25 protein-coding genes and 1 rRNA gene are annotated in these 25,608 nt (G+C 72.4%); 24 read left to right on the top strand and 2 right to left on the bottom strand.

The window, feature by feature from the left end:
• A 5S ribosomal RNA gene (gene rrf / locus ABTZ54_RS35740) occupies window positions 1-69 on the top strand; the annotation flags it as partial.
• Between the two features lie 94 nt (window positions 70-163).
• Here the strand turns inward: rrf and ABTZ54_RS29790 are convergent.
• Complete coding sequence (locus ABTZ54_RS29790; protein ID WP_351669028.1) at window positions 164-838, bottom strand: ScbR family autoregulator-binding transcription factor; 675 nt, start codon at window positions 836-838, stop codon at window positions 164-166.
• 268 nt (window positions 839-1,106) lie between these two features.
• Here ABTZ54_RS29790 and ABTZ54_RS29785 point away from each other — a divergent pair, with 268 nt between their 5' ends.
• From ABTZ54_RS29785 to ABTZ54_RS29680, 22 genes are all read left to right on the top strand, one after another.
• On the top strand, window positions 1,107-2,102 hold the full coding sequence (locus ABTZ54_RS29785; protein WP_351669026.1) for a ScbA/BarX family gamma-butyrolactone biosynthesis protein: 996 nt from the start codon (window positions 1,107-1,109) through the stop codon (window positions 2,100-2,102).
• 51 nt (window positions 2,103-2,153) lie between these two features.
• Window positions 2,154-2,849: an HAD family hydrolase gene (locus ABTZ54_RS29780; RefSeq protein WP_351669024.1), complete on the top strand. Its 696-nt coding sequence runs from the start codon at window positions 2,154-2,156 to the stop codon at window positions 2,847-2,849.
• 34 nt (window positions 2,850-2,883) lie between these two features.
• Complete coding sequence (locus ABTZ54_RS29775; RefSeq protein ID WP_351669022.1) at window positions 2,884-3,654, top strand: SDR family NAD(P)-dependent oxidoreductase; 771 nt, start codon at window positions 2,884-2,886, stop codon at window positions 3,652-3,654.
• Window positions 3,655-3,828: 174 nt separating this feature from the next.
• A complete protein-coding gene (locus tag ABTZ54_RS29770) occupies window positions 3,829-4,431 on the top strand; it encodes a TetR family transcriptional regulator (RefSeq protein WP_351669020.1) in 603 nt (200 codons plus the stop codon).
• Window positions 4,432-4,614: 183 nt separating this feature from the next.
• Window positions 4,615-5,613, top strand: a complete 999-nt coding sequence (locus ABTZ54_RS29765) for a 2-dehydropantoate 2-reductase (RefSeq protein WP_351669018.1) — start codon at window positions 4,615-4,617, stop codon at window positions 5,611-5,613.
• Entirely contained in the window at window positions 5,610-6,728 is a 1,119-nt protein-coding gene (locus ABTZ54_RS29760) for an NAD(P)/FAD-dependent oxidoreductase (RefSeq protein ID WP_351669016.1), read from the top strand. The genes ABTZ54_RS29765 and ABTZ54_RS29760 overlap by 4 nt, the downstream gene beginning before the upstream one ends.
• Window positions 6,729-6,783: 55 nt before the next feature.
• Complete coding sequence (locus tag ABTZ54_RS29755; RefSeq protein WP_351669014.1) at window positions 6,784-7,080, top strand: 2Fe-2S iron-sulfur cluster-binding protein; 297 nt, start codon at window positions 6,784-6,786, stop codon at window positions 7,078-7,080.
• A 33-nt stretch (window positions 7,081-7,113) separates the two neighbouring features.
• Window positions 7,114-7,866 (top strand): hypothetical protein, encoded by a 753-nt coding sequence (locus tag ABTZ54_RS29750; protein ID WP_351669012.1) that lies wholly within the window; start codon window positions 7,114-7,116, stop codon window positions 7,864-7,866.
• Window positions 7,867-7,952: 86 nt separating this feature from the next.
• Window positions 7,953-9,293, top strand: coding sequence for an ATP-grasp domain-containing protein (locus tag ABTZ54_RS29745; protein WP_351669011.1), 1,341 nt, complete (start codon window positions 7,953-7,955; stop codon window positions 9,291-9,293).
• The gene (locus ABTZ54_RS29740; protein ID WP_351669009.1) at window positions 9,290-10,726 is read left to right on the top strand and encodes a biotin carboxylase; all 1,437 of its coding nucleotides are present in this window, start codon (window positions 9,290-9,292) and stop codon (window positions 10,724-10,726) included. Before ABTZ54_RS29745 ends, ABTZ54_RS29740 begins: the two co-directional genes overlap by 4 nt.
• Complete coding sequence (locus ABTZ54_RS29735) at window positions 10,723-11,982, top strand: ATP-grasp domain-containing protein (RefSeq protein WP_351669007.1); 1,260 nt, start codon at window positions 10,723-10,725, stop codon at window positions 11,980-11,982. The genes ABTZ54_RS29740 and ABTZ54_RS29735 overlap by 4 nt, the downstream gene beginning before the upstream one ends.
• A 51-nt stretch (window positions 11,983-12,033) precedes the next feature.
• On the top strand, window positions 12,034-13,113 hold the full coding sequence (locus tag ABTZ54_RS29730; RefSeq protein WP_351669005.1) for an LLM class flavin-dependent oxidoreductase: 1,080 nt from the start codon (window positions 12,034-12,036) through the stop codon (window positions 13,111-13,113).
• Entirely contained in the window at window positions 13,110-14,378 is a 1,269-nt protein-coding gene (locus ABTZ54_RS29725) for an MFS transporter (RefSeq protein WP_351669003.1), read from the top strand. The genes ABTZ54_RS29730 and ABTZ54_RS29725 overlap by 4 nt, the downstream gene beginning before the upstream one ends.
• Window positions 14,335-14,865 (top strand): flavin reductase family protein, encoded by a 531-nt coding sequence (locus tag ABTZ54_RS29720; protein WP_351669001.1) that lies wholly within the window; start codon window positions 14,335-14,337, stop codon window positions 14,863-14,865. The genes ABTZ54_RS29725 and ABTZ54_RS29720 overlap by 44 nt, the downstream gene beginning before the upstream one ends.
• Entirely contained in the window at window positions 14,862-15,119 is a 258-nt protein-coding gene (locus ABTZ54_RS29715) for a hypothetical protein (protein WP_351668999.1), read from the top strand. Before ABTZ54_RS29720 ends, ABTZ54_RS29715 begins: the two co-directional genes overlap by 4 nt.
• An 8-nt stretch (window positions 15,120-15,127) precedes the next feature.
• The gene (locus ABTZ54_RS29710) at window positions 15,128-16,375 is read left to right on the top strand and encodes a fatty acid desaturase (RefSeq protein WP_351668997.1); all 1,248 of its coding nucleotides are present in this window, start codon (window positions 15,128-15,130) and stop codon (window positions 16,373-16,375) included.
• Window positions 16,376-16,431: 56 nt separating this feature from the next.
• Window positions 16,432-16,896: a cobalamin-dependent protein gene (locus ABTZ54_RS29705; protein WP_351668995.1), complete on the top strand. Its 465-nt coding sequence runs from the start codon at window positions 16,432-16,434 to the stop codon at window positions 16,894-16,896.
• Entirely contained in the window at window positions 16,893-18,368 is a 1,476-nt protein-coding gene (locus tag ABTZ54_RS29700; protein WP_351668993.1) for a methylaspartate mutase, read from the top strand. The genes ABTZ54_RS29705 and ABTZ54_RS29700 overlap by 4 nt, the downstream gene beginning before the upstream one ends.
• A 4-nt stretch (window positions 18,369-18,372) precedes the next feature.
• Complete coding sequence (locus ABTZ54_RS29695) at window positions 18,373-19,335, top strand: quinone oxidoreductase family protein (protein WP_351668991.1); 963 nt, start codon at window positions 18,373-18,375, stop codon at window positions 19,333-19,335.
• Entirely contained in the window at window positions 19,332-20,315 is a 984-nt protein-coding gene (locus ABTZ54_RS29690) for an EamA family transporter (protein WP_351668989.1), read from the top strand. Before ABTZ54_RS29695 ends, ABTZ54_RS29690 begins: the two co-directional genes overlap by 4 nt.
• Entirely contained in the window at window positions 20,312-21,823 is a 1,512-nt protein-coding gene (locus ABTZ54_RS29685; protein ID WP_351668987.1) for a pyridoxal phosphate-dependent decarboxylase family protein, read from the top strand. The genes ABTZ54_RS29690 and ABTZ54_RS29685 overlap by 4 nt, the downstream gene beginning before the upstream one ends.
• A gap of 107 nt (window positions 21,824-21,930) precedes the next feature.
• Complete coding sequence (locus ABTZ54_RS29680) at window positions 21,931-22,668, top strand: DUF4232 domain-containing protein (RefSeq protein ID WP_351668985.1); 738 nt, start codon at window positions 21,931-21,933, stop codon at window positions 22,666-22,668.
• A gap of 30 nt (window positions 22,669-22,698) precedes the next feature.
• Here ABTZ54_RS29680 and ABTZ54_RS29675 read toward each other — a convergent pair whose 3' ends face one another.
• Window positions 22,699-23,844, bottom strand: coding sequence for a threonine synthase (locus ABTZ54_RS29675; RefSeq protein WP_351668983.1), 1,146 nt, complete (start codon window positions 23,842-23,844; stop codon window positions 22,699-22,701).
• Between the two features lie 184 nt (window positions 23,845-24,028).
• Between ABTZ54_RS29675 and ABTZ54_RS29670 the strand changes: the two genes are divergently transcribed.
• On the top strand, window positions 24,029-25,603 hold the full coding sequence (locus ABTZ54_RS29670) for a S8 family peptidase (protein ID WP_351668981.1): 1,575 nt from the start codon (window positions 24,029-24,031) through the stop codon (window positions 25,601-25,603).
• Window positions 25,604-25,608: the final 5 nt, after the last annotated feature.

Below are 25,608 nucleotides of genomic sequence, written 5' to 3'. Positions count from 1 at the left end.
GAAGCTAAGCCTTTCAGCGCCGATGGTACTGCAGGGGGGACCCTGTGGGAGAGTAGGACGCCGCCGAACAATCATTGTGGGAAAGCCCCGCACCTCATGGTGCGGGGCTTTTCTGCGTTTACGGGGCGGCCGGGGGCCGGGGGCCCCCGGCCCCCGGTAGGGGTCAGGAGCCGGCGGGGGGCTGGGCGGCGGCTGTGGTGGCTTCGTGGAGGGCTGTTTGGGCTCGGGCGGGGTTTACCTCGGTGCGGGCGATGACCGTGGGGACCGCGATGCCGGGCATCAGGAGGCGCCACATGCGGGTGACGCGGTCGACCAGGTCGGCGCGGTCCTCGCTCGCGACGGCCGAATAGGTCTGCATGCCCGTGCAGGACTCGACGACGAATTCGGCCAATTCCGTGGGCTCGATCCCCGACAGGAGTTCGCCCTTCTCGACCGCGACCCGGAGGCAGTCCGCCATGATGCGGCTCCAGTCCTGGTACGGGGCGATGTCACGGAAGCCGAAGGAGCCCTGCTCGCTCGTGAGGCGGACGCCGGCCCTCAGGAGGACGTCCGTCTGGAGCTGGTGGGCCCAGACCAGCGTGATGTCGACCAGGCGCTGGAGGCCCTCTGAGGTGAGCCAGGGGACGATCGAGTCCGGCTGCGCGTTCATCACGGCGCGGGCCAGGTCTTCCTTGGACTTGAAGTGGAAGTAGAGCGCGCCCGCCGTCAGGTCGGCCTCCGCCAGGATGCGGTTGATGCTCGCGCCGGCGAAACCCGACTTGTCGAAGACGACAGCCGCCGCCCGCAGGATCTCCTTGCGGGTCTGGATGGCCCTCTCCTGCTTCGGCTGCTGCGCCACGGTACCTCCTAGAACAAACAGAACATTTCTTATGTTACGCAGGGATTGATGGTGCTGCCAACCTCTGCGTGGGGGCGGGGTGTTCGTAGGGGGGTATTGGTGAGCATGTCCGGAAATCTAGGGTCTGGCTGAAAACGCTTGGGTAAGCAATGAGCCTTCCTTTACTATCTCTTTGCTCAAAACAAAACGAGCATTCTTTATTTTCGTCACTGGAACAGCGTCTGTCACTCGCACCAGCTCTATTCCATGCTTCTCAGGGGGAAACCGCATGTCCGTCACCGTCGCCAGCGAGAGCCCAAGCCACCTGCACGACCTGCTCGCCACCTCCATACCTCGGGAGTTCGTCCACAAGACCGTCCAGTCGGAGGTCCTGCTGACCGGCTGGTTCCCGGTCGCGCCCGACCGGTTCCGGGTCACCGCCGAGTGGCCGGTCGACCACTCCTTCTACGGGCCGGTCAACGGCCACCACGACCCGCTGCTCATTGCCGAATCCGTGCGCCAGACCGTGCCGTTGCTCAGCCACGTCGCGTACGGAGTGCCCTTCGGACACCGCCAGACCTGGAGCACCTTCCGGTACGAGATCGACCCCGCCGCCCTCGTCGCCACCGGTGGTCCGGCCCGGGTCGAGATGGACATCCGCTGCTCCGACGTCGTCCGGCGGGGCGGCCGGCTCGTCTCCGTGCGCATGTACGTCGAGATGGCCGTCGACGGGGTCCCGCTGGGGTGGGTCGAGACCGCGTTCTCCAACATGTCGCCGGCCGTGTACCCGCGGCTGCGCGGGCCGTACGCCGACATCGACGAGGCCGTCCGGCGGTCCGTGCCGCTCGCCCCGCCGATGGCTCCCGGCCAGGTCGCCCGCTCCCGCTTCGCCGACGTGGTGCTCTCGCCCACCAACGCCCCGCTCCGCACCGAGCTGCGCGTGGACCACTCTCACCCGTTCCTCTTCGACCACCCGGTCGATCACGCCCCCGGGATGCTGCTCCTCGAAGCCGCTCGGCAGGCCACCCACGCCGCCGCCGGCGACCGGGCCGTGATCGCCACCGCCATGGACGTCGTCTTCACCCAGTACGTCGAGTTCGACGCCCAGTGCTGGATCCAGGCCGATGTCGGGGAGGGGGAGGGTGTGGCTGCTGGGGGGCGGGTGCGGGTCAGTGCCGAGCAGAACGGGGTGTCCGCCTTCAGTGCCGTCGTCACCGCCACTCCGCTCCGGCCGTCCCGGCGGACCGGGAAGATTCCTGGGCCTCGCTCCTGCCGGGGTCGGTGACAGGATCGTGCCTGCCTTGTACGTCAGTTGAGTTCAACAGGGGGAAATTTCATGGGTCAGTCGCTCGGGCATCTGCGTCTCTGTGCCGTCAACATCGACGGGGTCATGCTGGAGGACACCTTCAGCCCGGTCATCCACCACTTCCTCGTCAGCCGGGGTGTCGCCTACACCGCCGACGTCGAGCGCAGCATCTTCTCCCAGCGGCGTGCCGTCGCCGGCCGGCTGATGGCCGAGGCGATCGGCGGGTCGATGACCGGGGAGCAGGCGCTGGAGGAGTACTTCGAGGAGCGGGCGCGGTTCGTCGCCGAGCATCCCGTGCGGATGAGTGACGGGGCCGTCGAGCTGCTCGGGCGGCTGCGGGCGGCCGGGCTCGCGACCGTTTGTTACGGCGGGCTCGCGAAGGATCACTTCGATACGTTCCTCGGTGCGCATGCGGGGCTCTTCGACGAGCCCGGCTACGTCTGCACCGACGGGTTCCGGCCCGGGCTGCGCGAGATCGCCACGGATCACTTCGGGCTCTCCTTCGACCAGGTGCTCGTCATCGACGACGTGGCCCGGGTGGGGGAGGAGGCCGGGCGGCTCGGGATGCCGTTCATCGGGCACCCGAGCTCCTTCGAGCACAGCTTCCAGCGGCAGTTGATGGGCGAGGCCGGGGTGCGGCACATCGTGGACTCGCTGCACGCGGTCGACGAGCGGCTGCTGAGGACGCTCGACGCGGAGGCGGCGGCCTCCGTGTCGGGGCAGTGATTCCGACGGTACGGGCGAGGGGCAGGGGGAGCGCATGAGCGGGATGGGCTTGCTGGACGGCAAGGTGGCCATGGTCACGGGGGCGTCGAGCGGCATCGGGGCGGCGGCCGCCCGGCTGTTCGCCGCCGAGGGGGCGGCCGTGGTCCTGGTGGCCCGGCGGAAGGAGCGGCTGGACGCGCTCGTCGGGGAGATCCGCGCGGCCGGCGGGCGGGCCGTCGCCGCGGTCGCCGACGTGACGGACTCCGTGGAGATCGAGCGGGCCGTCGCGACGGCCGTGGAGACCTTCGGCGGGCTGCACGCGGCCTTCAACAACGCGGGTTACGCCACGGCGGGGGTGCCGCTGCACGAGATCGACGACGAGACCTATGAGCGGACCGTCGACGTGAACCTGCGGGGGGTGTGGAACTGCATGCGGCATCAGGTGCCCGTCATGCTCGGCTCGGGGGTGGGCGGTTCGATCGTCAACACGTCCAGCGTCGCCGGGCTGAAGGCGACCGGGGCGTCCGCCGCGTACGTCGCCGCGAAGCACGCGGTGATCGGGGTGACCAAGGCGGCGGCCCTGGACTACGCCCGGCAGGGGATCCGGGTCAACGCGCTCGTCGTGGGCGCGACCAGGACCGAGATGATGGACGGCGTCCTCGACGCGTACCCCTCGCTGGAGGAGACCTTCCTGGCGGACTCGATGCAGCACCGTATGTCCTCGCCCGTCGAGGTCGCCCAGGCGGCTGCCTGGCTGTGCAGCGACCGGTCCTCCTTCGTCACCGGGACCGCGATGGCCGTCGATGGCGGGTCCACCGCCTTGTAGGGGGAGTGCGCGCGGCAGGGGCGGCCGGGGTTTCCCGGCCGCCCCTGCGTGCTTCCCGGGCCCCTTCGTTTTCCGTCAATGCCATCCGTGGCACACAAAAATACAGAACGCTTGCTATTTTTTGGGGGTCAGAAGAAGCGGGGGCATCGGAGGCTATGGAAGGGAAGCACGTGGATGGCGATCCAGGGGAGGGCCGTGCGGACGCGCGGCGCGCTTGTCCGGGCAGCGGCCGCGGAGTTCGACGAGGCCGGCTACGAAGGCGCCAGACTGTCGCACATCAGCGAGTTGGCGGCCTGCTCGATGGGGGCCCTGACCTTTCATTTTCCCGCGAAGGCGGCCTTGGCCGACGCCGTCGAGGAAGAGGGGCTGGCCATCACGAAAGCCCTGGTGGACCGCTTGTGCGAGGGCCGGGCGCCCGGGCTTGAGGCGGTCATCGGGCTGACCGTGGGGCTCGTCGGGCTGCTGGAGGAGGACCTCGTCGTGCGGTCCTCGGTCCGGCTCGCGCGGGAGCGGCCCGGGGGTGTGGGCCGGTGGGTGGAGGTCTGGCTGCCGGCCGTGCGGGACCAGCTCGGCCGGGCGTACGAGGGGGGCCGCTCGCCCCGTGTCGAAGAGGTCCGGCAGACCGTGGCGGACATGGTCGTGTATCTGCTCGCCGGTGCGGAATCGCAGGTCAGGGCGGGTTCGGGTGGGCCCGTCAGTGTCACGCGCACGGTCGCCGAGCGGCTGGAGCGGATCTGGCGGCTGGCTCTCGCCGGGGTCCTGTTCGACGACTCCTGACGCGTTCTGGTGGGTGCCCCCGGGGGGTTTCCTGGGGGCTCGCGGTCTGTGGGCGGCGCGGGAAACCACTAGAAAAACAAAGCGAACGTTCTGTATGGTTCAAGGCGTCGGGGGTGATCCGGCCTCCGGGGCGCGTGCCCATCGGGCGTTCGCTTGGCGCATCGCAGAGAAACGGGGAAGTCCGTGAAAGTAGCGGTGGTTGGGGCCGGCGGCATCGGCGGCTACTTCGGTGGCCGTCTCGCCGCGGCCGGACATGACGTCCGGTTCGTGGCGCGGGGACGCCACCTGGAGGCCCTCCGGCGCGACGGACTCACCGTCGAGGGGCCCGAAGGCGCCGGCTCGTCCGGTGGCTTCACCGTTCCGGCCGCGGCGCTGCGCGCCACCGACGACACCGCCGGGATCGGGCCGGTGGACTATGTCCTCCTCGGCGTGAAGACCTGGCAACTGCCGTCCGTCCTGCCCCTGTTGAAGCCGCTGGTCGAGGACGGTACGGGGGTCCTCACCACGCAGAACGGGGTCGAGGCGCCGGCCGAGGTCGCCGAGGCGGTCGGCCGGGGCGCGGTGCTGCCGGGCAGCGCGAAGATCATCACGTATCTGGCGGGGCCCGGGCGGATCCGCCACGTCGGCGGTCTCGGCTCGCTGACCTTCGGCGAGTGGGACGACCGTCCCTCGGACCGGGTGGAGACGCTGCGCCGGGCGCTCGACGAGGCCGGGGTGCTGGCCGTGGTGCCGAAGGACGTCTGGGCCGAGCTCTGGGCCAAGTTCCTCTTCGTCGCCCCGTTCGGGGGGCTCGGCTCGGTGACCGACGCGCCGATCGGCGCGCTCCGCTCCCGGCCGGGCACCCGGCGGCTGCTCGCGGACGCCATGACCGAGATCCACCGGGTCGCGCGGGCGGCGGGCACCGTTCTGCCGGACGACATCGTCACCACCACCCTCGACTTCGTCGACCGGCAGCCGGCCGAGGCGACCTCGTCGCTCCAGCGCGACATCGCCGCGGGTCTTCCCTCCGAACTGGAGGCGTGGACCGGTGCGGTGGTCCGGCTCGGCGGCAGCCACGGGGTCGCCACGCCGGTCAACGGCTTCCTCTACCAGGTCCTCGGTCTGCGCGAGGCGCGCGCGGCCGAGCAGCGTGCCGCGGAGCGGCGGGCCGCCGAGCGCCGGACCGAGGGGAGTGCGGCATGACGGCCCGTACCGGATCCGCCGAGACCACGGTGGACGTCGCGATCGTCGGGGCCGGGCCCGCCGGGCTCTACGGGGCCTATTACGCCGGGTTCCGCGGTCTTTCGGTCGCCGTGATCGACGCGCTGGACGAGCCGGGCGGTCAGGTCTCGGCGATGTACCCCGAGAAGCTGCTCTACGACGTGGCCGGGCACCCCGGCATCAAGGGCCGGGACCTGATCGACAACCTGCTGGAGCAGGCGGCGCCCTTCGGCACCACCCACCTTCTCGGGCGTACGGCCGTCAGCCTGACCCCGCGCGGGCCCGGCTGGACGCTCGGCGCCGACGACGGGACCCGGGTGCACGCGGGCGCCGTCGTGATCGCCGCCGGGCTCGGGCGCTTCGTACCGCGCAAGCTGCCGTGCTCCATCCCGTACGAGGGGCGCGGCGTCGCCTACCACGTGCCGCGGCTCGCCGACCACGCCGGGCGTGACGTGGTGGTCGTCGGCGGCGGTGACAGCGCGGTGGACTGGGCGCTGGCCCTGGCGCCGATCGCCCGGAGCGTGACGCTGGTGCACCGCCGGGACACCTTCCGCGCCCACGACTACAGCGTCCGGCAGTTGCACGCGTCCCCGGTGCGCGTGATCACCGACGCCCAGGTCGTCGCCTGCCACGGCGCGGACCGGCTCGAAGGGGTCGAGGTCCGCGCGGGCGAGGGGACCCTGGAGCTGCCGGCCGAGGCGCTGGTCGCGGCGCTCGGCTTCTCGTCCGGGCTCGGCCCCGTCGCCGACTGGGGCCTGGAGCTCGAACACCGGCGCGTCCGCGTCGACCAGTCCATGCGGACCAACCTGCCGCAGGTGTACGCCGTCGGGGACGGGTGCACCTACCCGGGCCGGGTCCCGCTGATCTCCGTCGGCTTCGGCGAGGCGGGTACCGCGGTCAACCACGCCGCGGTGGCCCTGCGGCCGGGGCAGCGACTCGCGCCGGAGCACTCGTCCGACACGACGCCCGGGAGCGTGCCGGGGGCGGCGGCGACGGCGGTCGCCGAGCCGACCCAGGGCGTCGGGACCGTGCCGCTCGTCGATGCCGCCCCGGTCGCCCCCGCCGTCGACACCCCGCCCGTCGCCGTTCCCGTCTGACCCGCCCCGTGGTGGATCCCACCACTTCGACCCGTCCAAAGGGGACTTGGAAGCGATGAAGCTCAACACACTCACGCTCATGCCGGACGGCGTGGAGATAGCCCTGCCGCAGGGATCGCCGTTGACGGACATCGAGTACGAGACGTCCGAGCCGTTGATTCCGTTCGGCTGCCGCTCCGGTGCCTGCGGGGCCTGTGTCGTCGAGGTCATCGACGGGGCCGAAGGGCTCGGGGAGAGCGATCCCGAGGAGACCGACTTCCTGGAGGACCTGGGGTGGGCGGACGGTAATCACCGTCTCGCCTGCCAGTGCCGCCTCCTGGACTCCGCGACCGTCCGTGTCGTGGACAACTGACCTGCCCACCGTACGTATTCGACGAGGAGAGTCATGAAGAACCGCGTGTCCCACGTGGGTTACGGAAACCGTAAGCCCTTCCTCAGCGCCGCCGCCGCGGTGGAGCTGCGGGCCGAGATGGACCGGCAGATCGACGCCCAGGTCGTGGAGTGGTACGCCAACGTGCCCGAGGCCGCGCACCTGGAGAGCAAGAACGTCGACTCCGCGTACTACAAGCGCAACCTCATAGAGACCGCCTGGCGCATCCGGCTGCTGCGCGTCGCCGAGTCGAAGGCGCTCACCGAGATCGCCAAGCAGAGCCCCGAGGCGGCTCAGGTCTGGGCGAACTACGAGATGGAGGAGATGCTCCACGACGAGCTCTTCATCCAGGACCTCGCCAAGGTGGGCGTCTCGCGCGAGGAGTTCCTCGCCACCGAGCCGTACCTCTCCACCAAGCTGCTCGCCGGCTACTTCTCGTACCTCCTCGATCACGAGGGTCCGCTCGGCGTCGTCGCGTACTCCTACCTGGTCGAGTACGTGAACGTGAAGCTGGAGCCGCGCAAGCTGGTCGCGCTGAAGGAGTCGATCGGCGAGAAGAACATCGGCGGCCAGATCAGCCACTCGCACACGGACATCAACGACGACCACCCCGGCGAGGTCTGGGCGGCCGTGCGCCACCTGATCCGTGACGAGCAGGACATCGCGGCCTTCCGGAAGTACCTGGAGGAGCACCAGACGGTGCTGGCCCTGTACTTCAAGGAGCTCGCCGACGACACCATCGGCGCGGACGAGAAGACGGCCGTCTGATCCCGCCCGGTCCGGCAGGCGCGTGACGCCGTCGCCCCACCGGCGGCGTCCGCGCCCGGCCCCTCCGTAGAGGAGCAAGGAGCATCGTGCACAAGCAGCACACGGGCGGGGGGATCCTCCTTCTCAGCCACGTCGGGTTCTCCTTCGTGGAGGACCTCGCCGAGGCCCTGCGCGCAAGGGGCCTGAAGACCTTCGTCCTCAGTTCGCGGCCCGAGCCGGCCCACCCCGGCAGGCTCGACGACCTGCGGCACCTCGCCGACCACCTGACCGCCGCCCCGGAACACGTCCTGACCCACCGGGACGTGGAGTCCTGCCTCGCGGAGCTGCGCGAGCGCGGCGAGTCCGTCCTCGCCTGCGTCACGGTCTGGGAGGGCTACCGCCATCTGATGGCCTTCGCCAACGAGACGCTCGGGGTGAGCGACCTCGGCGAGAAGCAGATCCTCGGACTGCGCGACAAACTCGCCCTGCGCAACCGGCTGTTCGACGCGGGCCTGACCCGCGTCCGGGCCGCCGAGCTCACCCCCGCCTCGCTCGCCGACCGCCAGCGCGCCGAGGGGCGCTACTTCGTCAAGCCGGTCAGCGGCATCGCCTCGTACGGGGCCTTCCCGCTGACCCCCCGTACCACCTGGGTGGACATCGAGCGGATCACGGCCGAGTCGCGCGACGACACCGTGTACGCCTCGGCCTTCGGCGACGACGGTCTGACCTTCCTCGTCGAGGACTACCTGCCCGGGCGGGAGTTCAGCTTCGAGGTGGTCGTGACCGACGGCACGGCCCATGTGGTCGCCCTGCACGAGAAGTGCGAGGTGACCGAGACGGCCGGCACCGTCCTGGAGAACGCCTGCACCAGCCCGCCGGTCGGGGTCGGCGAGGCGGAACGCGCCGCCGGGATCGGCTGGGTGCGCGGGCTGCTCGCCGAACTCGACCTGAACTGGGGCTGCTTCCACATCGAGGCCCGGTACGAGGACTCCCGCTGGGACCTCATCGAGGTCAACCCGCGGGTCGGCGGCAGCCTGATCTCCCACAGCACCAGGGAGCTCACCGGCGGCGCGAGCCTGCTCGACCTGTGGATCGACTCGCTCCTCGGGCCCGAGGGGTTCACCGAGCGGCTCGCCGCGCTCTCCTACACCGCCGACGGCGCGACGCCGACGCAGAACGCCACCTTCTTCCGGGTCTTCTTCGCGGAGAAGGGGCGTATCGCCTCGGTCCGGGTGAGCGAGGAGCTGCCGCTCGCGCCCGTGGTCACCCACCTGCTGCTCAAGGCGGGCGACACGGTCGAGGCCACCGCCCGCGAGGTCTTCCTCGGGCAGCTGCTGTGGAGCTACCCGCGCGGCGAGGCCGAGCGGATCCTCCCGGAACTGGCGCGCGCGTCCGCGCACGCCATCGACATCCAGTACGAGAGCCAGGAAAGAGGGGGTCCGCGGTGAGCCGATCGACCGGCCGGTTCCTGATCATCGACTACAACCTCTCCCGCGTGGACGACGTGCGTCACATGAGCGCGTACGCCCGCGAGCGGCACGGCACCGACGTCACCCTGATACGGGCCGACCCGGGCGCCGTCGACGCCGAGATCTGCGACGAGGTGATCGACCTCGACCCGCTGAGCCCCGACTTCGTCGAGACCGCGCTGCGGCTCCTCGGGCCGCGGCGCGCGGAGTTCCGGGCCGGGGTGGTCTTCTCCGACAACGCCGTGCAGAGCGGGGCCGTGCTCCTGGAGCGCCTCGGGCTGCGGATCGACTCGGCGGAGCTGGCGGGCGGGGCGTTCTGCAAGCACGAGTACCGGCTGAGCGAGGCGGCGCACCGCAAGCTGCTCGCCGCCCAGCGGCTGCTCGTGCCCGACTTCGTCACGGTCGACTCCCGGGACGGGCTCGCGGCCTTCGCCCGCAGCCACCCCGAGGGCTTCGTGGTGAAGCCGACGAAGGAGGGCAACAACCGGGGCGTGGTCGTGGTCCGGCCCGGGGACTCCCTGGACGCGGCGTTCGCGGAGGTGGGCCCGTACCTGGAGGGCGGGGTCATCTGCGAGGAACTGCTGCCGTACCGGCGGGAGTACTCCTTCGACGGGCTCGGCCAGGTCTCCTTCGTCACCGAGAAGGTCAGCGCCACCGGGCGCTACCCGGTGGAGGTCGCGCAGATCCTGCCCGCGCGGCTGAACCACGCCGAGCGGTCCGCCGTGGAGCGGGCCGGGCGGCAGGTCAACTGGCTGGTCGGGCAGGTCGACGGGCCGTTCCACAACGAGATCCGGCTCAGCGACGACGCCGGCGGCACGGCGGTCGTCGAGCCGAACCGGCGCCCGGCCGGCATGAAGATCTGGTCGCTCGCGCGCTGGGTCTACGGCATCGACTTCTACCACCGCTGGGTCGACGCGGCCTTCGGGCTCACCGCCGGCTCCGCGCTGCCCGAGCCGCTGTGCTCGGCCGCCACCGTGATGCTGGGCGTGCGGACCGACCGGTCCTTCGCCCCGGCGGACGTCGTCCCCGGCGCGGCCCCCTTCGAGGCGGCGGTCGCGGCGACCGCCGCCGCCCACGGGCTGCTCCCGCACGAGCTCGCCGTGAAGGAGTTCGGCTGGCTGTCCCAGGACCGGCGCGAGCTGCACGCCGTCGCCCGCGACAACGCGGACTTCGCGGCCCAGGGCTGCGTGGTCCTGACCGCCGCCGGGGCCGACATGGGGGAGATCGTGCGGACCCTGCGGGAGGCCTGGTCCGACGCGCTCGACGCGAGCAGCGGCCGGGGACCCGGCGCCCTGGAGCCGTCGGGCGCGGGATCCCGCGTCCAGGAGTCGCCGAGCGCGGCATCCCGTGCTCCGGAGCCGCCGGCCCCGGCACCCCTCGACCCGTTCACCATGATGGAGGCAGCCCGATGAGGATCCTGGTCCTGCACCGCGTGCCGTACCCGAAGATCGCCTACCACCGGGGGATCGACCACGACCTGCACGAGGTCACCTACTTCGGGAAGCGGGCCGCGCTCGACACCCTCCCGGACGGTCTGCGCTGCGAGCGGGTCGAGCGGGCCGGGACGGGCGCGCCGTACGACGAGGCGCGGGCGTGGCTCGACGCGGAGCCGCGCGGCTTCGACCGGGTGATCTCGATGTCGGAGTACGAGCTGCTCGACGCCGCCCGGCTGCGCGCCGACCTCGGGGTCGAGGGCGCCACGGTCGAGCAGGTCGAACTCGCCCGCGACAAGGTCCTGATGAAGCGGGCGGTCGACGCGGCCGGGCTGCGGGTGCCGCGCTTCCTGCCGGTCGAGGAGTTCCTCGCGGCCGGCGGGGCGTCCCCCTGGGCCGGGAAGACGGTGCTCAAGCCGCACCGGGGCGCGTCCAGCGTGGACGTGGTCGTCTTCGACAGCGCGGCCGAGGCCCACGCGGCCCTCGCCGGGCGGCGCAGCGGCGTCCCGTCGATCGACGAGGACGGGCGCGGGCTTGCGGAGTTCGAGGTCGAGGAGTTCGTCGAGGGACCGATCCTGCACTTCGACGGCCTGGTCGAGCGCGGCACCGTGCTCGCCGTGGGCGCCAGTGAGTACGTGGGGACCTGCCTGCGGTACGCGCAGGGCAGCCCGATGGGCTCCTTCCAGTTCGCGCTCACGGACGAACTGCGCGCCTGGGTGTCCGCCGCGCTCGCCGCCGTACGCATCGAGGACGGCAGCTTCCACCTGGAGGCGATCCTCGACGGGACCGACCCGGTCTTCCTGGAGGTCGGCAACCGGGTCGGCGGCGCCGACGTCGTCGACACCTTCGAGCTGGCCACCGGCATCCACCTGCCCTCCTTCGAACTGCGCGTGCTCACCGGCGAGTCCGTCGCGGGCACGCTGCCCGAGCCGCCCGCCGAGCGCTCCTGGTACGGCTGGTTCGTGCACCCCGGGCACCACCTCGGGGCCGGTTTCTTCGAGGGCTTCGACGGGGCCGGGTCCTTCCGGGCCGACCCGCGGACCGTCACCTGGTACGAGCTGCCGGCCGGAGCCCCGCTGCCCGACCACATCACGTACGGCGCGCACGAGACCGCGCTCGCCGGGATCGTCGGCACGAACTCGCCGGAGGAGACGAGGAGTTGGCTGACGCGTCTGTTCGCGTCGCTGGTCCTGCGGACCTCCGCGAGCCCGCGCGTGCCCGATCCGGTCGCGTAGAGCCCCGCCGGAACGCGCGACCACACCCGAGACCGAGAGAGAAGAAGGAAGATGTCCGAACTCAGGTTCCACTGGGGCTCTTCGCTGGACAGTGGGCAGAAGAAGTCGACGCAGAAGTACCGGTCCGACCTGCTCGACCTGGACGGCGCGGTCGAGTTCGCCCAGGACGCGGACGCGCTCGGGGTCGAGTCGCTGCTGATGGCGCAGAGCTACACCCTGCCGGACCCGCTGCCGATCATCGGCGCGCTGGCCCGGGAGACCGAGCGGGTCAAGTACATCCTGGCGTACCGCCCGGGGCTGCTCGCGCCGACGCTCTTCGCCCAGATCGTCAACACCGTGTCGTGGATCTCCGACGGCCGGGTCGCGCTCAACATCGTCGCCGGCACCTCCCCGGTCGAGCAGGGTTACTACGGCGACTTCCTGGCCCACGACGAGCGCTACGCCCGGGAGGGCGAGTTCCTCGACATCCTGCACCGGCTGTGGGGCGACGGGGGCCCGGTGTCCTTCACCGGCGAGCACTACAAGGTCGTCGACGCGCAGCTCGGTCTCGGCCACAAGGGCGGCGGCCGCCCCGAGATCTACATCAGCGGCAACTCGGCCGTCGCCCAGCAGACCGCGATCCGCTACGGCGACTGCTGGTTCCGCTACGGGGACACCCCCGAGGAGATCGCCAAGGCGGCCGCCCCGCTGGTCGCCGCGGGCACCGACGTGGGCCTGCGCATGCAGGTGCTGGCCCGCGAGACCCGCGAGGAGGCGCTCACCGAGCTCGCCGAGATCATGAGCGAGACCGACGAGAACCACCGCGCCTATGTGAAGGCCTTCGTCGAGGCCGGCGACTCCGAGGCGGTCAAGAACTCGATGCGGCTCGCCGAGCGGGCCGGGCACGGCTGGCTCTCGCCGGTCCTCTACTCCGGCGCCGTCGCCTACCGGGGCGGCCCGGCGCTCTGCCTGGTCGGCAGCTACGAGGAGGTCGCCGCCTACCTGCTGGAGTACAAGGCGGCGGGCGTCGGCCAGTTCATCCTCTCCGGCTGGCCGGCCCGCGACGAGATGCGGATCTTCTTCCGTAAGGTGCTGCCCGTCGTCCGCGCGTACGAGAAGGAGCGCGAAGGCTCCCTTGCGGGCGCCCGATGACCGGCGAGAAGGCGCGCCGGGGCCTGTTCGGCTCCGGTGTCCTGATCGGTCTGATGGCCGAGCAGGTGGTGATGTTCAGCGTCCCGCTGCTCATCTTCCAGCACACCCGCCAGGTCTCCTCGCTCGGCGTCGCCTACGCCGTCGAGTGGCTGCCGTGCCTCCTCGCGTACCCCTTCGCGGGGCTCGTCGCGGACCGGGACGGCGGCCCCCGGCTCTTCTCGCGGGCCAACACCGCCCGCGCGGTCGTCGTCGCCTGCGCGGTGCTGCTGGTCGCGCTGCGGCCGGAGTGGACGGTGCCGGTCCTGATGGCCACCGGCGCCCTGCTCTCCACGCTGGTCGCGCCGATCCGGATGTCCATCGAGAAGGTCGTCCCGCAGCTCGCGCAGGGCTCCGACCTGGCCAGGACCCAGTCCCTGGTGCAGAACATGGAGCTGCTGGCCATGGCGCTCGGGCCCGGCATCGCGATGGTGGCGGTGCTGTTCCTCGGCAAGATCTGGCTGCTCGCCCTCGCCGGCGCGCTGTTCGCGACCGCCGCGAGCTGCTGGCTGGTGCTGCCGCGCACGGCCGCCGCGGCACCGGGCGGAGCACCGGCCGAGGTCCGCGGCGCCGGGGCGATCGTCGCCGAACTGGCCCTCGGCTGGCGGCTCCTGGTGGGCAACCGGCCGGTCATCCTGCTGGCCGGCCTGAACTTCGCGATCAACCTGGTCTTCTCGACCGTCCTCGCCGCCAACGCGGCCGTGGTCACCGGCGTCCTGAAGGCCCCCGAGTCGCAGTTCGCCCTGCTCAACATGTTCGTCGGGGTCGTCGGCCTGCTCAACCTGCTGCTGACCCCGCTGCTCCTTCGGAAGTTCGACGTGAACTTCCTCGGCTGCCTCGGCTACACCGTCCTGACCGGCTGCCTGCTGCTGCTCGGCACGGCCTCGTCCTTCTGGCTGTACGCGGCGGCCTTCGTGGTCGCGATGTCCGGGGTCGCGTACTTCAACATCTTCAACCGCACCCAGCGGGTGAAGGCCATCCCCCGGGAGCACCTGGGCAAGGTGATGGGCCCGTTCTTCCTGGTCGGCCTGCTCTCCTACCCGATGGGCGGCCTGCTCATCAGCGCCTTCGGGGCGTCCGTAGGACCGCAGCGGCTCGTCGCCGCCCTGGCCGTCCTGCTCGGCCTGTACGGAGCGGTCTTCCTGCCGCTGACCATCCGCAGCTTCCGTGCGAAGGAGGTGTCCCGTGTCGGCGCTGGAACTGAGCCCGCCCTGTCCGGTGGACAGTGACACGTTCCGCGAGGCGATGGCGCACCTCGCGGCCCCGCTGACCGTGGTCACCACCCGCGACGCGACCGGCCGCCGCTGGGGCTTCACCGCCAGCGCGGTGACCTCGGTGTCGATGGACCCGCCGCTCGTCCTGGTCGGCCTGGGCAACGACTCCAGCTGCCGGGAGGCGATGGGCTCCTCGCCCGAGTTCGTGATCAACGTGCTGGGCGAGCAGCACACCGAGGTCGCCGGACGCTTCGCCCGCCGGGGCGTGGACCGCTTCGCCGAGGGCGGCTTCACCACCTGGCCGGAGAGCGGACTGCCGTACCTCGCCGACGCTACCGCCGCGTTCCGCTGCACGGCCGTCGACCTGATCCCGATGGGCGACCACCAGCTGCTCATCGGCGAGCTCACCGGTCTGCGCACCCACGGGGAGGCCAAGCCGCTCCTGTGGTACCGGCGGGGCTTCCGCGCCGCGGGCCCGACACCCGCGGGAGGTGCCCGATGACGGCCACCACGGCGGCGATCTCCGGGGTGGTGGACGGCACCGTCACCCCCACCGTGGACGCCGAGGGCAACCTCTCCCTCCACATCGAGGTCCGCCACGGACCCGGCCGAGCCGAGTGCGGCGACTCCATCGAGATCGTCCTCACCGGCGCCGACGCCCGCGCGCTGCTGTCCGCGCGGACCCCGGCCGGCACCCAGGTCTTCCCCTGCTCGGTCGGCGTGCGCCTCCAGTCCGGCCCCTCCCTCTCCCGCTAGGAGTCCTCATGTCCGTGATCAACCCGGAAGCGCCCGCCGCCCGCCGCACCGCCCCGGCACGGCCCCGGCCGCCCGCCGCCGTGGAGCCCCGGCAGAGCATGGCCGCGCTGCCCGGCTTCCTCCAGTACCCGCTCACGGTCTTCACCGGCCGGGCCCTGCCGCAGCAGCGCTCGCTCGGCTGGACGCCCACCTTCCACCTGGTGACCGCGACGGCCTCGCTGCTCCTCGGGCTCGCGGTCAGCGTCACGGGGTACGCGCTCGGCGGCCTCGGCCTGCTGTTGCTGCTGCCCGGCTGGGCGATGACCCTGCACGGGATGCGCAACCTCCGGATGATGATCTACCACCAGTGCTCGCACCGGAACATGTACCGGAGCCGAAAGCCCGACAAGGCCATCGGCCACGCGATATCGAGCCTGCTGGTCATCCAGAACTTCGCCCGCTACAGCCGTGAGCACGTCGCCGACCACCACGCCACCGGCCACATGACGCTCCAGGACCCCACCGTCCAGGCCTTTCTGGTCAGCCTGGACATGCACCCGGGCATGACCCGCCGCCAGATGTGGCGCCGGCTGCTGCTCAAGCTGGTCTCGCCGCGCTTCCACTTCGCCTTCTCCGTCTCCCGGATCCTCTCCTTCTCCAAGGAGTCGGCCCGCAGCGAGAAGGTCACCGCGCTCGCCCTGTACGGCACGGCCGTCGCCGCGACCGTCCTGACCGGCACCTGGCAGGCCCTGCTCGTCGTCTGGTTCGTGCCGCTGGTCCCGCTCTTCCAGATCAGCAACACCCTGCGCCTGTGCGTGAAGCACACCTTCCCGGTCAAGGGCCTGGAGGACCGCCGCAGCCGCGCCTACTTCACCTCGCTCACCAACGCGATCTTCATCGGCGACCGGGCCCCGTCGCCCGAGCTGCCGGCCGCCCGGCGCGCCCTGGCCTGGGGCCGCTGGACGCTGCGGATGCTGTTCGTGCACGCCCCCTCCCGCTACCTGGTGCTCACCGGCGACACGGTCGTCCACGACTACCACCACCGCCACCCGCGCAGCGCCGACTGGTCCAACTACATCTTCGCCCGCCAGCAGGACGCCGAGGAGGCCGCCGCCGCCGGCGACCCCAACCGGCCGCCGTACCACGAGGTGTGGGGCCTGGTGCCCGCGATCAGCTACGTCTTCGACTCGCTGGCCGTGGCCGACGCCGAGGAGTTCGACGTGAAGCGCCTGAAGTCGGTCAGCAAGCGCGAGCTGTTCGCCGCCTTCGACGACTGACCGTCCCGCCGCACCCCCGCCACCCACCGCCTCCCTCCGGACTCAGGAACCCATCGATGCGAACCACCTCCCACCAGGAACAAGCGGCTCGTACGGTCATCCTCGGCGTCGCCGCCAGCGACAGCCACGCCGTCGCCAACCACCTCATCGCCTACTCGCTGCGCGGCCTCGGCTTCGACGTCGTCAACCTCGGCACCTGCACCCCCGTCGACGAGTTCGCCGAGGCGTGCGCCAAGCACCCCGAGGCCGAGGCCGTCGTCATCGGCAGCCTCAACGGGCACGTCCACGAGGACCTGCGCGGCCTCGACCGGGCCAAGCAGTCCGGCCGGATCGGCTGCCCGGTGATAGTCGGCGGCAACCTGTCCGTCGGCAGCCACAAGGACGGCTCCTCGCACGAGCGTCTGTACGCGGCCGGGGTCGACCACATCCTCTCCGACCCCTCCGAACTGCCGGGCCTGCTCGACGCGTTGCGCGCCGAGCGGGAGCGCACGGCCGTCACGTCCGGAAGGGCGGCGTCATGAGCCTGACCTCGCTCCCGGCCCGGGGCACCGCCCCGCACCCCGACCTGGCGGCGGCCCCGCTGCCCACGCCGGCCGAGTCCGCCGCGTACATCCGCGCCCTCGGCAAGCCCACCGCGGCCGAGGTCCTCGACCGCTGCCGCGCGCAGGGCCGGGTGGCCATCCAGCCCCGCTGCGGCGTCGGCGGGCACGAGGAGATGAAGGCGCTCCTCGCGACCCTGGAGGCCGAGGCCTCGCCCGACATCCTGACCCTGACCATCGACTCGCACACCCGGCTGCTGCGCTTCGAGGAGGCGCTGCGCACCCTCAACCTGCGCCCCGGCGACCTCAACGGCTACCCGATGGTGGCGCACGGCTGGCGGCGCGGCCGCGAGCTCAACGAGCTGGTCGCGGCGCCGCTGGAGATCCGGCACGGCTCGCCGGATGCCCGCACCCTGTTCGACGTCTCCGTGGCCTCCGGCATCACCTCCTTCGAGGGCGGCGGCATCTCGTACAACCTGCCCTACTCGAAGGCGGTGCCGCTCGCCGAGTCGCTCGGCGCCTGGCAGGACGTGGACCGGCGCTGCGGCGAGCTCGCCGAGCACGGCGTGGTCGTCGACCGGGAGCTGTTCGGCACGCTCACCGCCGTGCTCGTGCCGCCGTCGATCAGCCTCGCCATCAGCGTCCTGGAGGCGGTGCTCGCCGCCCGGGCCGGGGTGCGCTGCGTCTCCGTCGCCTACCCGCAGGGCGGCCACCTCGCCCAGGACGTCGCGGCCCTGCGCGCCATCGCCGTGCTCGCCGAGCGCTACCTGCCGGCCGACGTCACCGTCCACGCGGTGCTCCACGAGTTCATGGGCGTCTTCCCGCGCGACCGGGGCAACGCCGAGGACCTCATCTTCTACGGCGCCCTGGTCGCCCGCCTCGGCGGCGCCTCCAAGCTGATCACCAAGACCCACCAGGAGGCGTACGGGATCCCCGACACCGCCGCCAACGTGGAGGGCCTGCGGCTCGCCGACCGCGCCAACTCGCCGCTGCTGGACTTCATCCGGGTCGACGAGGGGCAGGTCGCCCAGGAGCTGGAGTGGATCCTCGCGGAGGTCGCCGACCTCGTCGAGCCGCTGCTGGCCCGGCCCGACCTGATCGGCGCGGTCGTCGAGGCCTTCGCCGAGGGCCGGCTCGACATCCCGTTCAGCGCCAGCCGGTACGCCCGCTCCGACCTGATCCCGCGCCGCGACCGCTCGGGCGCCATCCGCTACCTGTCCACCGGCGCGCTGCCGTTCTCCGCCGCCCACGTGGCCCGCAACACCGAGCTGCTGCACGCGGTGGACGGCCCGGACCCGGCCCTGGACGCGCTGATGCGCGGACTGACCGGCGACATCAACCACTTCCGCCATGTGTTCCAGGAGGAGGAGCGGCCCCCGGCCGCTGCCGCCCCCGCCGCCCCCGTCCCCGCCGCCCCCGTCCCCGCCCCCGTGCTCACCGAACCGAGGAACTGATCCGATGCGAGCCGTCCATGTCACCGAGGCCGGTGCCCCCTCCGCCCTCACCCCCGCCGAGCTGCCCGAACCGGCCGCCCTCCCCGGCCAGGTCGTCGTCCGCAACGCCGCCATCGGCCTCAACTTCATCGACGTCTACTACCGCAACGGCACCTACCCCGCCGCCTACCCGCTCGTCCCCGGCCAGGAGGCCGCCGGCATCGTGACCGCCGTCGGCGAGGGCGTCGACGAGATCACCCCGGGCGACCGGGTCGCCTACGCCACCCAGCTCGGCGCCTACGCCGAGTTCACCGCCGTCCCGGCGGCCAAGCTGGTCTCCGTCCCCGAGAGCGTCACCCTGGACGACGCGGCCGCCGTGCTGCTCCAGGGCCTGGCCGCGCACTACCTCAGCCACACCACCCACCCGATCGCGGCCGGCGAGACCGTCGTCGTCCTCGCCGCCGCCGGCGGCCTGGGCCAGCTGCTCGTGCAGCTCGCCGCCCACCGGGGCGCCACCGTCGTCGCCGTGGCCTCCACCGAGGAGAAGCGCGCGACCGCGCTCGCGGCCGGCGCCCACCACGCCGTCCCCTACGAGGACTTCGCGGCGGCCGTACGCGGACTCACCGGCGGCGAGGGCGCGCACGTGGTCTACGACTCGGTCGGCGCCGCCACCTTCGAGACCAGCGTCAAGGCGCTGCGCCGCCGGGGCTCCCTCGTCGTCTGCGGGCTCTCCAGCGGCCCCGTACCGCCCTTCGACGTGGAGCTGCTGCGCACCTCGGGCTCGCTCTACCTCACCCGCCCGACCCTCGCCGACCACGTGCCGGACGCGGCCTCGCTGCGGGCGGCGGCGGCCGAGCTGTTCCGTTACGTGGCCCAGGGCGTCGTCCGCCCCGAGGTGCGGGCGCGGCTGCCGCTGGCCGACGCGGCGAAGGCCCACGAGCTGCTCGAAGGCCGTGGCACCACCGGCAAGGTGCTGCTGACGCCATGAGTGTCGACATCGGAACGAGCGCGCCTGCGGGCGTGAGCAGCGGAACCCCGGCGGGCCCGGCCGCCCGCCGGGGCCTCGGCCTCGGCGTGGTCCCCGCGCCGGTGCTCATGCTCATCGGCATGGTCAGCACCCAGCTGGGCGCGGCCTTCGCCAAGCAGCTGTTCGGCACGGTGGGACCGGCGACGGTCACCCTGATGCGGCTCGGCTTCTCGGCCCTGGTCCTGCTGCTGTGGTGGCGGCCCTCCATGCGCCTGGACCGGCGTACGGCGGGCGCGGTGGCGGCGCTCGGCGTGGCCATCGCGGGCATGAACATCTGCTTCTACCTGGCCATGGCCCGGATGCCGGTCGGCGTGGCGCTGACCGTCGGGATGGCGGGCCCGCTCGCCGTCGCGGGCTTCGCCTCGCGCCGCGCCGCCGACCGGCTGTGGATCGTGCTCGCCGCGCTCGGCATCGCGCTGCTCGGCTGGCAGGGCGGCGCGGCCGGGCTCACCGGCCTGCTGATCGCGCTGGCCTGCGCCGTCTTCTGGGGCTCGTACGTGCCGCTGTCGGCCAGGGTCGGCAAGGTGCTGCCGGGCGGCGGCGGGCTCGCGCTCGCCATGGCCTTCGGCACGCTCTGCTCCCTGCCGGCCGGGCTGGCCGAGGGCGCGGACGCGCTGGCCAGGCCCGAGGTGCTGGCGTTCGGCTTCGGTGTCGCGATGCTGTCCTCCCTCGTCCCGTACACCTGCGAGATGGAGACCCTGCGCCGGGTCTCCGCCACGGTCTTCGGGGTGCTGCTCAGCCTGGAGCCGGCGATCGGCGCCCTGGTCGCCCTGGCGGTGCTGAGCGAGACGCTCTCCCCGGCCCAGGTGGCGGGCCTGGTCGCGGTCGTCGTGGCCTCGATCGGCGTCATCCGGGGCTCGCGTAAGGCGCAGGCCTCCCCGCCACCCGAGCACGTCCCTCCCGCTCCTCCCACCCTCACCGAAGGAACCGACAAGTCATGATCTCCACCGGCAGCAACGCAGCCCTCGCGGGTCGTCCCGAGGGCCTGGAGCAGCTCAGGAGTCTTCTGGACACGGCGCTCGGCGCCCTCGGTGACGCCGCCCTCAAGCGCGGTGGCCCGGTCGCGCCCGGCGGGCCTGAGGCGGCGGTGGCCGCGGTGGGGGAGGTGCTGGGCGGGGGGCGTTTTCTCGCCGAGGAGCCGAGCGCCGAGCGGGTGACGGAGCTGTTCGAGGCGTACGCGCGCTGGTCCGTCGACCTCACGCACCCCTCGGCCGTGGCCCGGATGCAGTGCGCCCCGACGGCCGCCTCCGCCGCCGCCGAGCTGCTCGCCGCCTCCCTCAACCAGTCGCTGCACGCCTGGGAGAGCGGCCCCTTCGCGCTCGAACTGGAGCGGCGGCTCATCGCGGAGATGGCCTCCTGGGTCGGCTTCGGCCCGGAGGCGGGCGGCACCCTGACGCCCGGCGGCTCCATCTCCAACCTGATGGGCCTGCTCTTCAGCCGGGACCGCGCGCTCAAGGACAGCGGCGAGGTGTCGGCGACCGGGCTCGCGGGCCGGGCGGTCCGCCCCCGCGTCCTGTGCTCCGCCGCCGCGCACTTCTCGGTCGCCCGCGCCGCCGGATTCCTCGGCCTCGGCCGCTCCTCGGTGGTCAAGGTGCCGGTGGACGACCGGGGCCGGATGCTCGCCGACGAGGCCCGCCGGATCGTCGAGGGCTTCGCGCCCGACGAGGTGCCCGTCGCGATCGTCGCCACGGCCGGCACCACCGACCACGGCTCCTTCGACCCGCTGCCCGAACTGGCCGATCTGGCGGCCGAGTTCGGGATCTGGCTGCACGTGGACGCCGCGTACGGCATCGGCGCGCTGTTCTCGCCGAGCCTCGCCCCGCTCCTGGACGGTCTCGGCCGGGCCGACTCGGTCGCCTTCGACCTGCACAAGTTCGGCTGGGTGCCGGCCTCTTCGAGCGTGGTCGTGGTGCGCGACCGGCGGCACATGGAGTGCCTCGACGAGCAGGCCGTCTACCTCAACCCGTCCGACGACGAGGCCCTCGGCTTCACCGCCCTGCTCGGCACCTCGCTCCAGACCACCCGCCGCTCCGACGCCCTCAAGATGGCCGCCACGCTGCTCACCGTCGGCCGCGAGGGCATGGGCGCCTGGGTGGACGCCTGCCACGAGCAGGCCCGCTACGCCGCGCGCCGGATCGCCGCGACCGACGGCCTTGAGCTCGTCGCGGACCCGCTGCTCAGCACCGTCATCTTCCGCTGCGCGCCCGCCGAAGGGAGCCCGGTGGACGACGAGAGCGCCTGGAACGCGGCGGTGCGCCGCAGGCTGATGACGGACGGCCGCGCCCTGCTCGCCCGTACGAAGATCGCCGGCCCGGACGGCACCCCGCGGGTGCATCTGAAGCTGGTCTTCCTCAACCCGACGACCACCGAGGACGACATCGACGCCCTGCTCGCGGACGTCTCGGCCGCGGCCCGCGGGCTCGCCCAGGAGGCGGCAGCGGGGCGTTAGCGGTACGCAAGCGGGACGGCAGGACCGGGCGGGAAGGTAGATGGTGTCGGCATCGAACGCGGTGCCGGCGGACCGACCGACCTTCTGTTCAACGGGGGAGCTCCACCATGCGTACCAAGCGTCAGAACACCGTCCTCGCCGTCACCGCCGCCGCCGTCCTCTCGCTCGGCCTCAGCGCCTGTGGCGGCGGCGACGCCGGAAGCCGCGACGAGGGCGCCGCCGCCCAGTCCCAGGGTCAGGCGGGCGGCACGGCCGGCGGCACCGGGGGCAGCACCACCGGCGCCTCCACGAAGGGCGCGTCCTCGACGGGCGGCTCCACCGGCGGCTCCACGGCGGGCGGCTCGACCGGCGGTTCGACCGGTGGTTCGACCGGCGGGGGCACCGCGAAGACCGCCGCCGCCTCCAAGTCCTCGGCCAAGGCCTGCGCCTACAACGATGTGAAGATCACGGCGGCCAAGGCCGACGAGACGCCCACCGAGCACATCACCCTCACCGCCACCAACACCTCGGGCAAGGCCTGCCGCCTCGACGGCTACCCGCTGATCGCCTTCGGCCCGATCCAGACCGCCAAGGACGTCCCGGCCGTCGCCAAGAGCAAGCCCGCCGCCCCGGTCGTCCTCCAGCCGGGCGCGCCCGCGTACGCCAACGTGCGGATCGCGCTGGGCGGCGCGCACGAGGACAACAAGGTCGTCACCAGCTTCAACGTGAACCTCTTCGCGGGCACCGACCCGGCCGAGGGCAGCGTCGTCGTCAAGGCCCCGGCGGGCGGCCTGGCCGTCGACGAGGCCGTCGCGAAGACCGGCTACTGGACGTACGAGCTCCGCAACGGCGCCGACGAGTTCTGACCGGTCCCCGCCCGGGGCCCCGCAAGGGCCTCAGGCGGCGAGCCCCGTCTTCGCCCCCGCCCCGCACAGCGGCAGGACCGTGCTGCCGGGGCGTTCGGCGGCGGCGCGGACGGCCGCCCAGCAGGCGACGCCGGTCGGCTCGACGTACAGCCCGCGGCGGGCGAGGTCGAGCTGCGCGGCGCGGATCTGCTCCTCCGTCACGGTGCGGAAGGTGCCGCCGGAGGCCCGTACCGCGCGCAGGATCTGGGCGGCCCTCGGCGGCGCGGGGATGGCGATGCCCTCCGCGAGGGTGGGGCGCACGACGGCCGGTCCGGCCGGCTCCTCGGCGCCCGCGTGGAAGGCGGCGGCCAGCGGGGAGACGGCCTCGGCCTGGACGGCGACGAGGGCGGGGCGCCGCTCGATCAGCCCGTGGCCGTACAGCTCCTCGACGGCGAGGGCCGCGCCGAGCAGCAGGGTCCCGTTGCCGACGGGCAGGAAGAGGGTGTCGGGGAGCAGGCCGCCGAGCTCCTCCCAGAGCTCGTAGACATAGGTCTTCGTGCCGTGCAGGAAGTGCGGGTTGTACACGTGCGAGGCGTAGAAGACCCCGGGCGCGTCGGCCGCCGCGCGGGCGGCCCGGGCGGTGGCCTCGCGGTCGCCGGGGACGACGACGGTACGGGCGCCGTGGGCGCGGATCTGCTCCAGCTTCTTGGCGGAGGTCCCCTCGGGGACGTACACGGCGCAGTCGAGTCCGGCGCGGGCGCAGTACGCGGCGACGGCCGTGCCCGCGTTGCCGCTGCTGTCGGCGATCACGGTGTCGGGACCGAGGCGGCGGGCGAGTTCGGCGAGCATCACGGCGCCCCGGTCCTTGAAGGACAGGGTCGGCATGAGGAAGTCGAGTTTGGCCGAGACGGTGCCGCCTGCTGTGGCGCCTTCGGTGCCGGTGAGCGGGACCAGGGGCGTGCGGCCCTCGCCGAGGGTGACGTGGGGCGCCTGGGGCGGTTCGGTCGCGAGGGGCAGGACCTCCTCGTAACGCCACAATGAATTCACACGTGACGTGAGGGACGCGAGGGACACCGGTGCTCCGGTGAACTCCAGGTCCCACGGGCCGCGGCACCGCGGACAACACCAGGTGAGGGCGGTTCCAGGGGCGCGGACCCGGCAGCGGGGGCACACGTAGTCGCTCATGGGCGCCAGCATGGCAGCGGTGTGACGCGCGTGTGGCGTGGCGTCATGCGCTCTTGTGCGTTGCGTATGGATCAGGCAAATTTTCGGTCGGCACCCCGGCACGACCCACGGACGGCCTCCTTCGGCCGTTGTTTGTCATGCCCCTGCCGTGCACCCCCCACATCGCAGCGCACCACCAATGAGGAGGACCCCTCACATGTCCGTGATGCGTGATTCCAGGCGCAGGCTGGCCGCCGCGAGCGCCATCGCCGTCGCCGCCCTGGCGCTCGGCTCCCTCTCCGCCGTCCCGGCCACCGCGGCCGGATCCGCGCCCGAAGGCGTCATCCTGAACGCCGGGGCCGAGGGCACCGTGGCCAACAGCTACATCGTCACCCTCCGCGAGTCCGCCGCCCAGGCGGAGACCGCGCGGGGCCGGGCGGTCGCGGCGAAGTTCGGCGCGAAGATCAAGCGCACGTACACCGCGGCCCTCAACGGCTACGCCGTCGAGCTCTCCGAGGCGCAGGCCAGGAAGCTGGCCGCCGACCCGGCCGTCGAGACCGTCAGCCAGAACCGCGTCTTCCACATCGACGCCACCCAGCCCTCCCCGCCGTCCTGGGGTCTCGACCGGATCGACCAGAAGGCCCTCCCGCTCAACCAGAGCTACACGTACCCGGACAGCGCGGGCCAGGGCGTCACGGCGTACATCATCGACACCGGCGTACGCATCACCCACGGCGACTTCGGCGGGCGCGCCTCCTACGGCTACGACGCCATCGACAACGACAACACCGCCCAGGACGGGCACGGCCACGGCACGCACGTCGCCGGCACCGTCGCGGGCGCGTCGTACGGCGTCGCCAAGAAGGCGAAGATCGTCGGCGTCCGGGTCCTCGACAACTCCGGTTCCGGCACCACCGACCAGGTCGTCGCGGGCATCGACTGGGTGACGGCGAACGCGGTCAAGCCGGCCGTCGCCAACATGAGCCTCGGCGGCGGGGTCGACACCGTCCTCGACGACGCGGTGCGCCGCTCCATAGCCTCCGGCGTCACCTACGGCGTCGCCGCGGGCAACGAGACCGACAACGCGGCCAACCACTCGCCCGCCCGGGTCGCCGAGGCCATCACGGTCGGCGCCACCACCTCGACCGACGCCAAGGCCAGCTACTCCAACTACGGCGCGGGACTCGACCTGTTCGCCCCCGGCTCGTCCATCACCTCGTCCTGGAACACCAGCGACTCGGCGACCAACACCATCTCGGGTACGTCGATGGCGACCCCGCACGTGGTCGGCGCCGCCGCCCTCTACCTGGGCGCCAACCCGACGTCCACCCCGGCGCAGGTCGCCACGGCGCTGACGAGCGCCGCGACCCCGAACGTCGTCACCAGCCCCGGCACCGGCTCGCCGAACCGGCTGCTGTTCGTGGGCGGCGGCACCACCACGCCGCCCGGCCCGAAGTTCGAGAACACCGCGGACTACGCGATCAACGACAACACGACCGTCGAGTCCCCGGTCACCGTCAGCGGCGTCACGGGCAACGCCCCGGCCGCCCTCCAGGTGCCGGTGAACATCGTGCACACCTACATCGGTGACCTCCAGGTCCAGCTGATCGCCCCCGACGGCTCGGCGTACACCCTGAAGGCCTTCGGCACCGGCGGCAGCGCGGACAACATCAACACCACCTACACCGTCAACGCCTCCTCCGAGGTCGCCAACGGGACCTGGAAGCTGCGGGTCACGGACAACGCGGCCGCCGACACCGGAAAGATCGACTCCTGGGCGCTGCAGTTCTGACGCGA

The sequence above is a fragment of the Streptomyces sp. NPDC094032 genome (assembly GCF_040303965.1).
Classification (GTDB): domain Bacteria; phylum Actinomycetota; class Actinomycetes; order Streptomycetales; family Streptomycetaceae; genus Streptomyces.
This window is presented reverse-complemented; position numbering and strand designations above follow the sequence as displayed.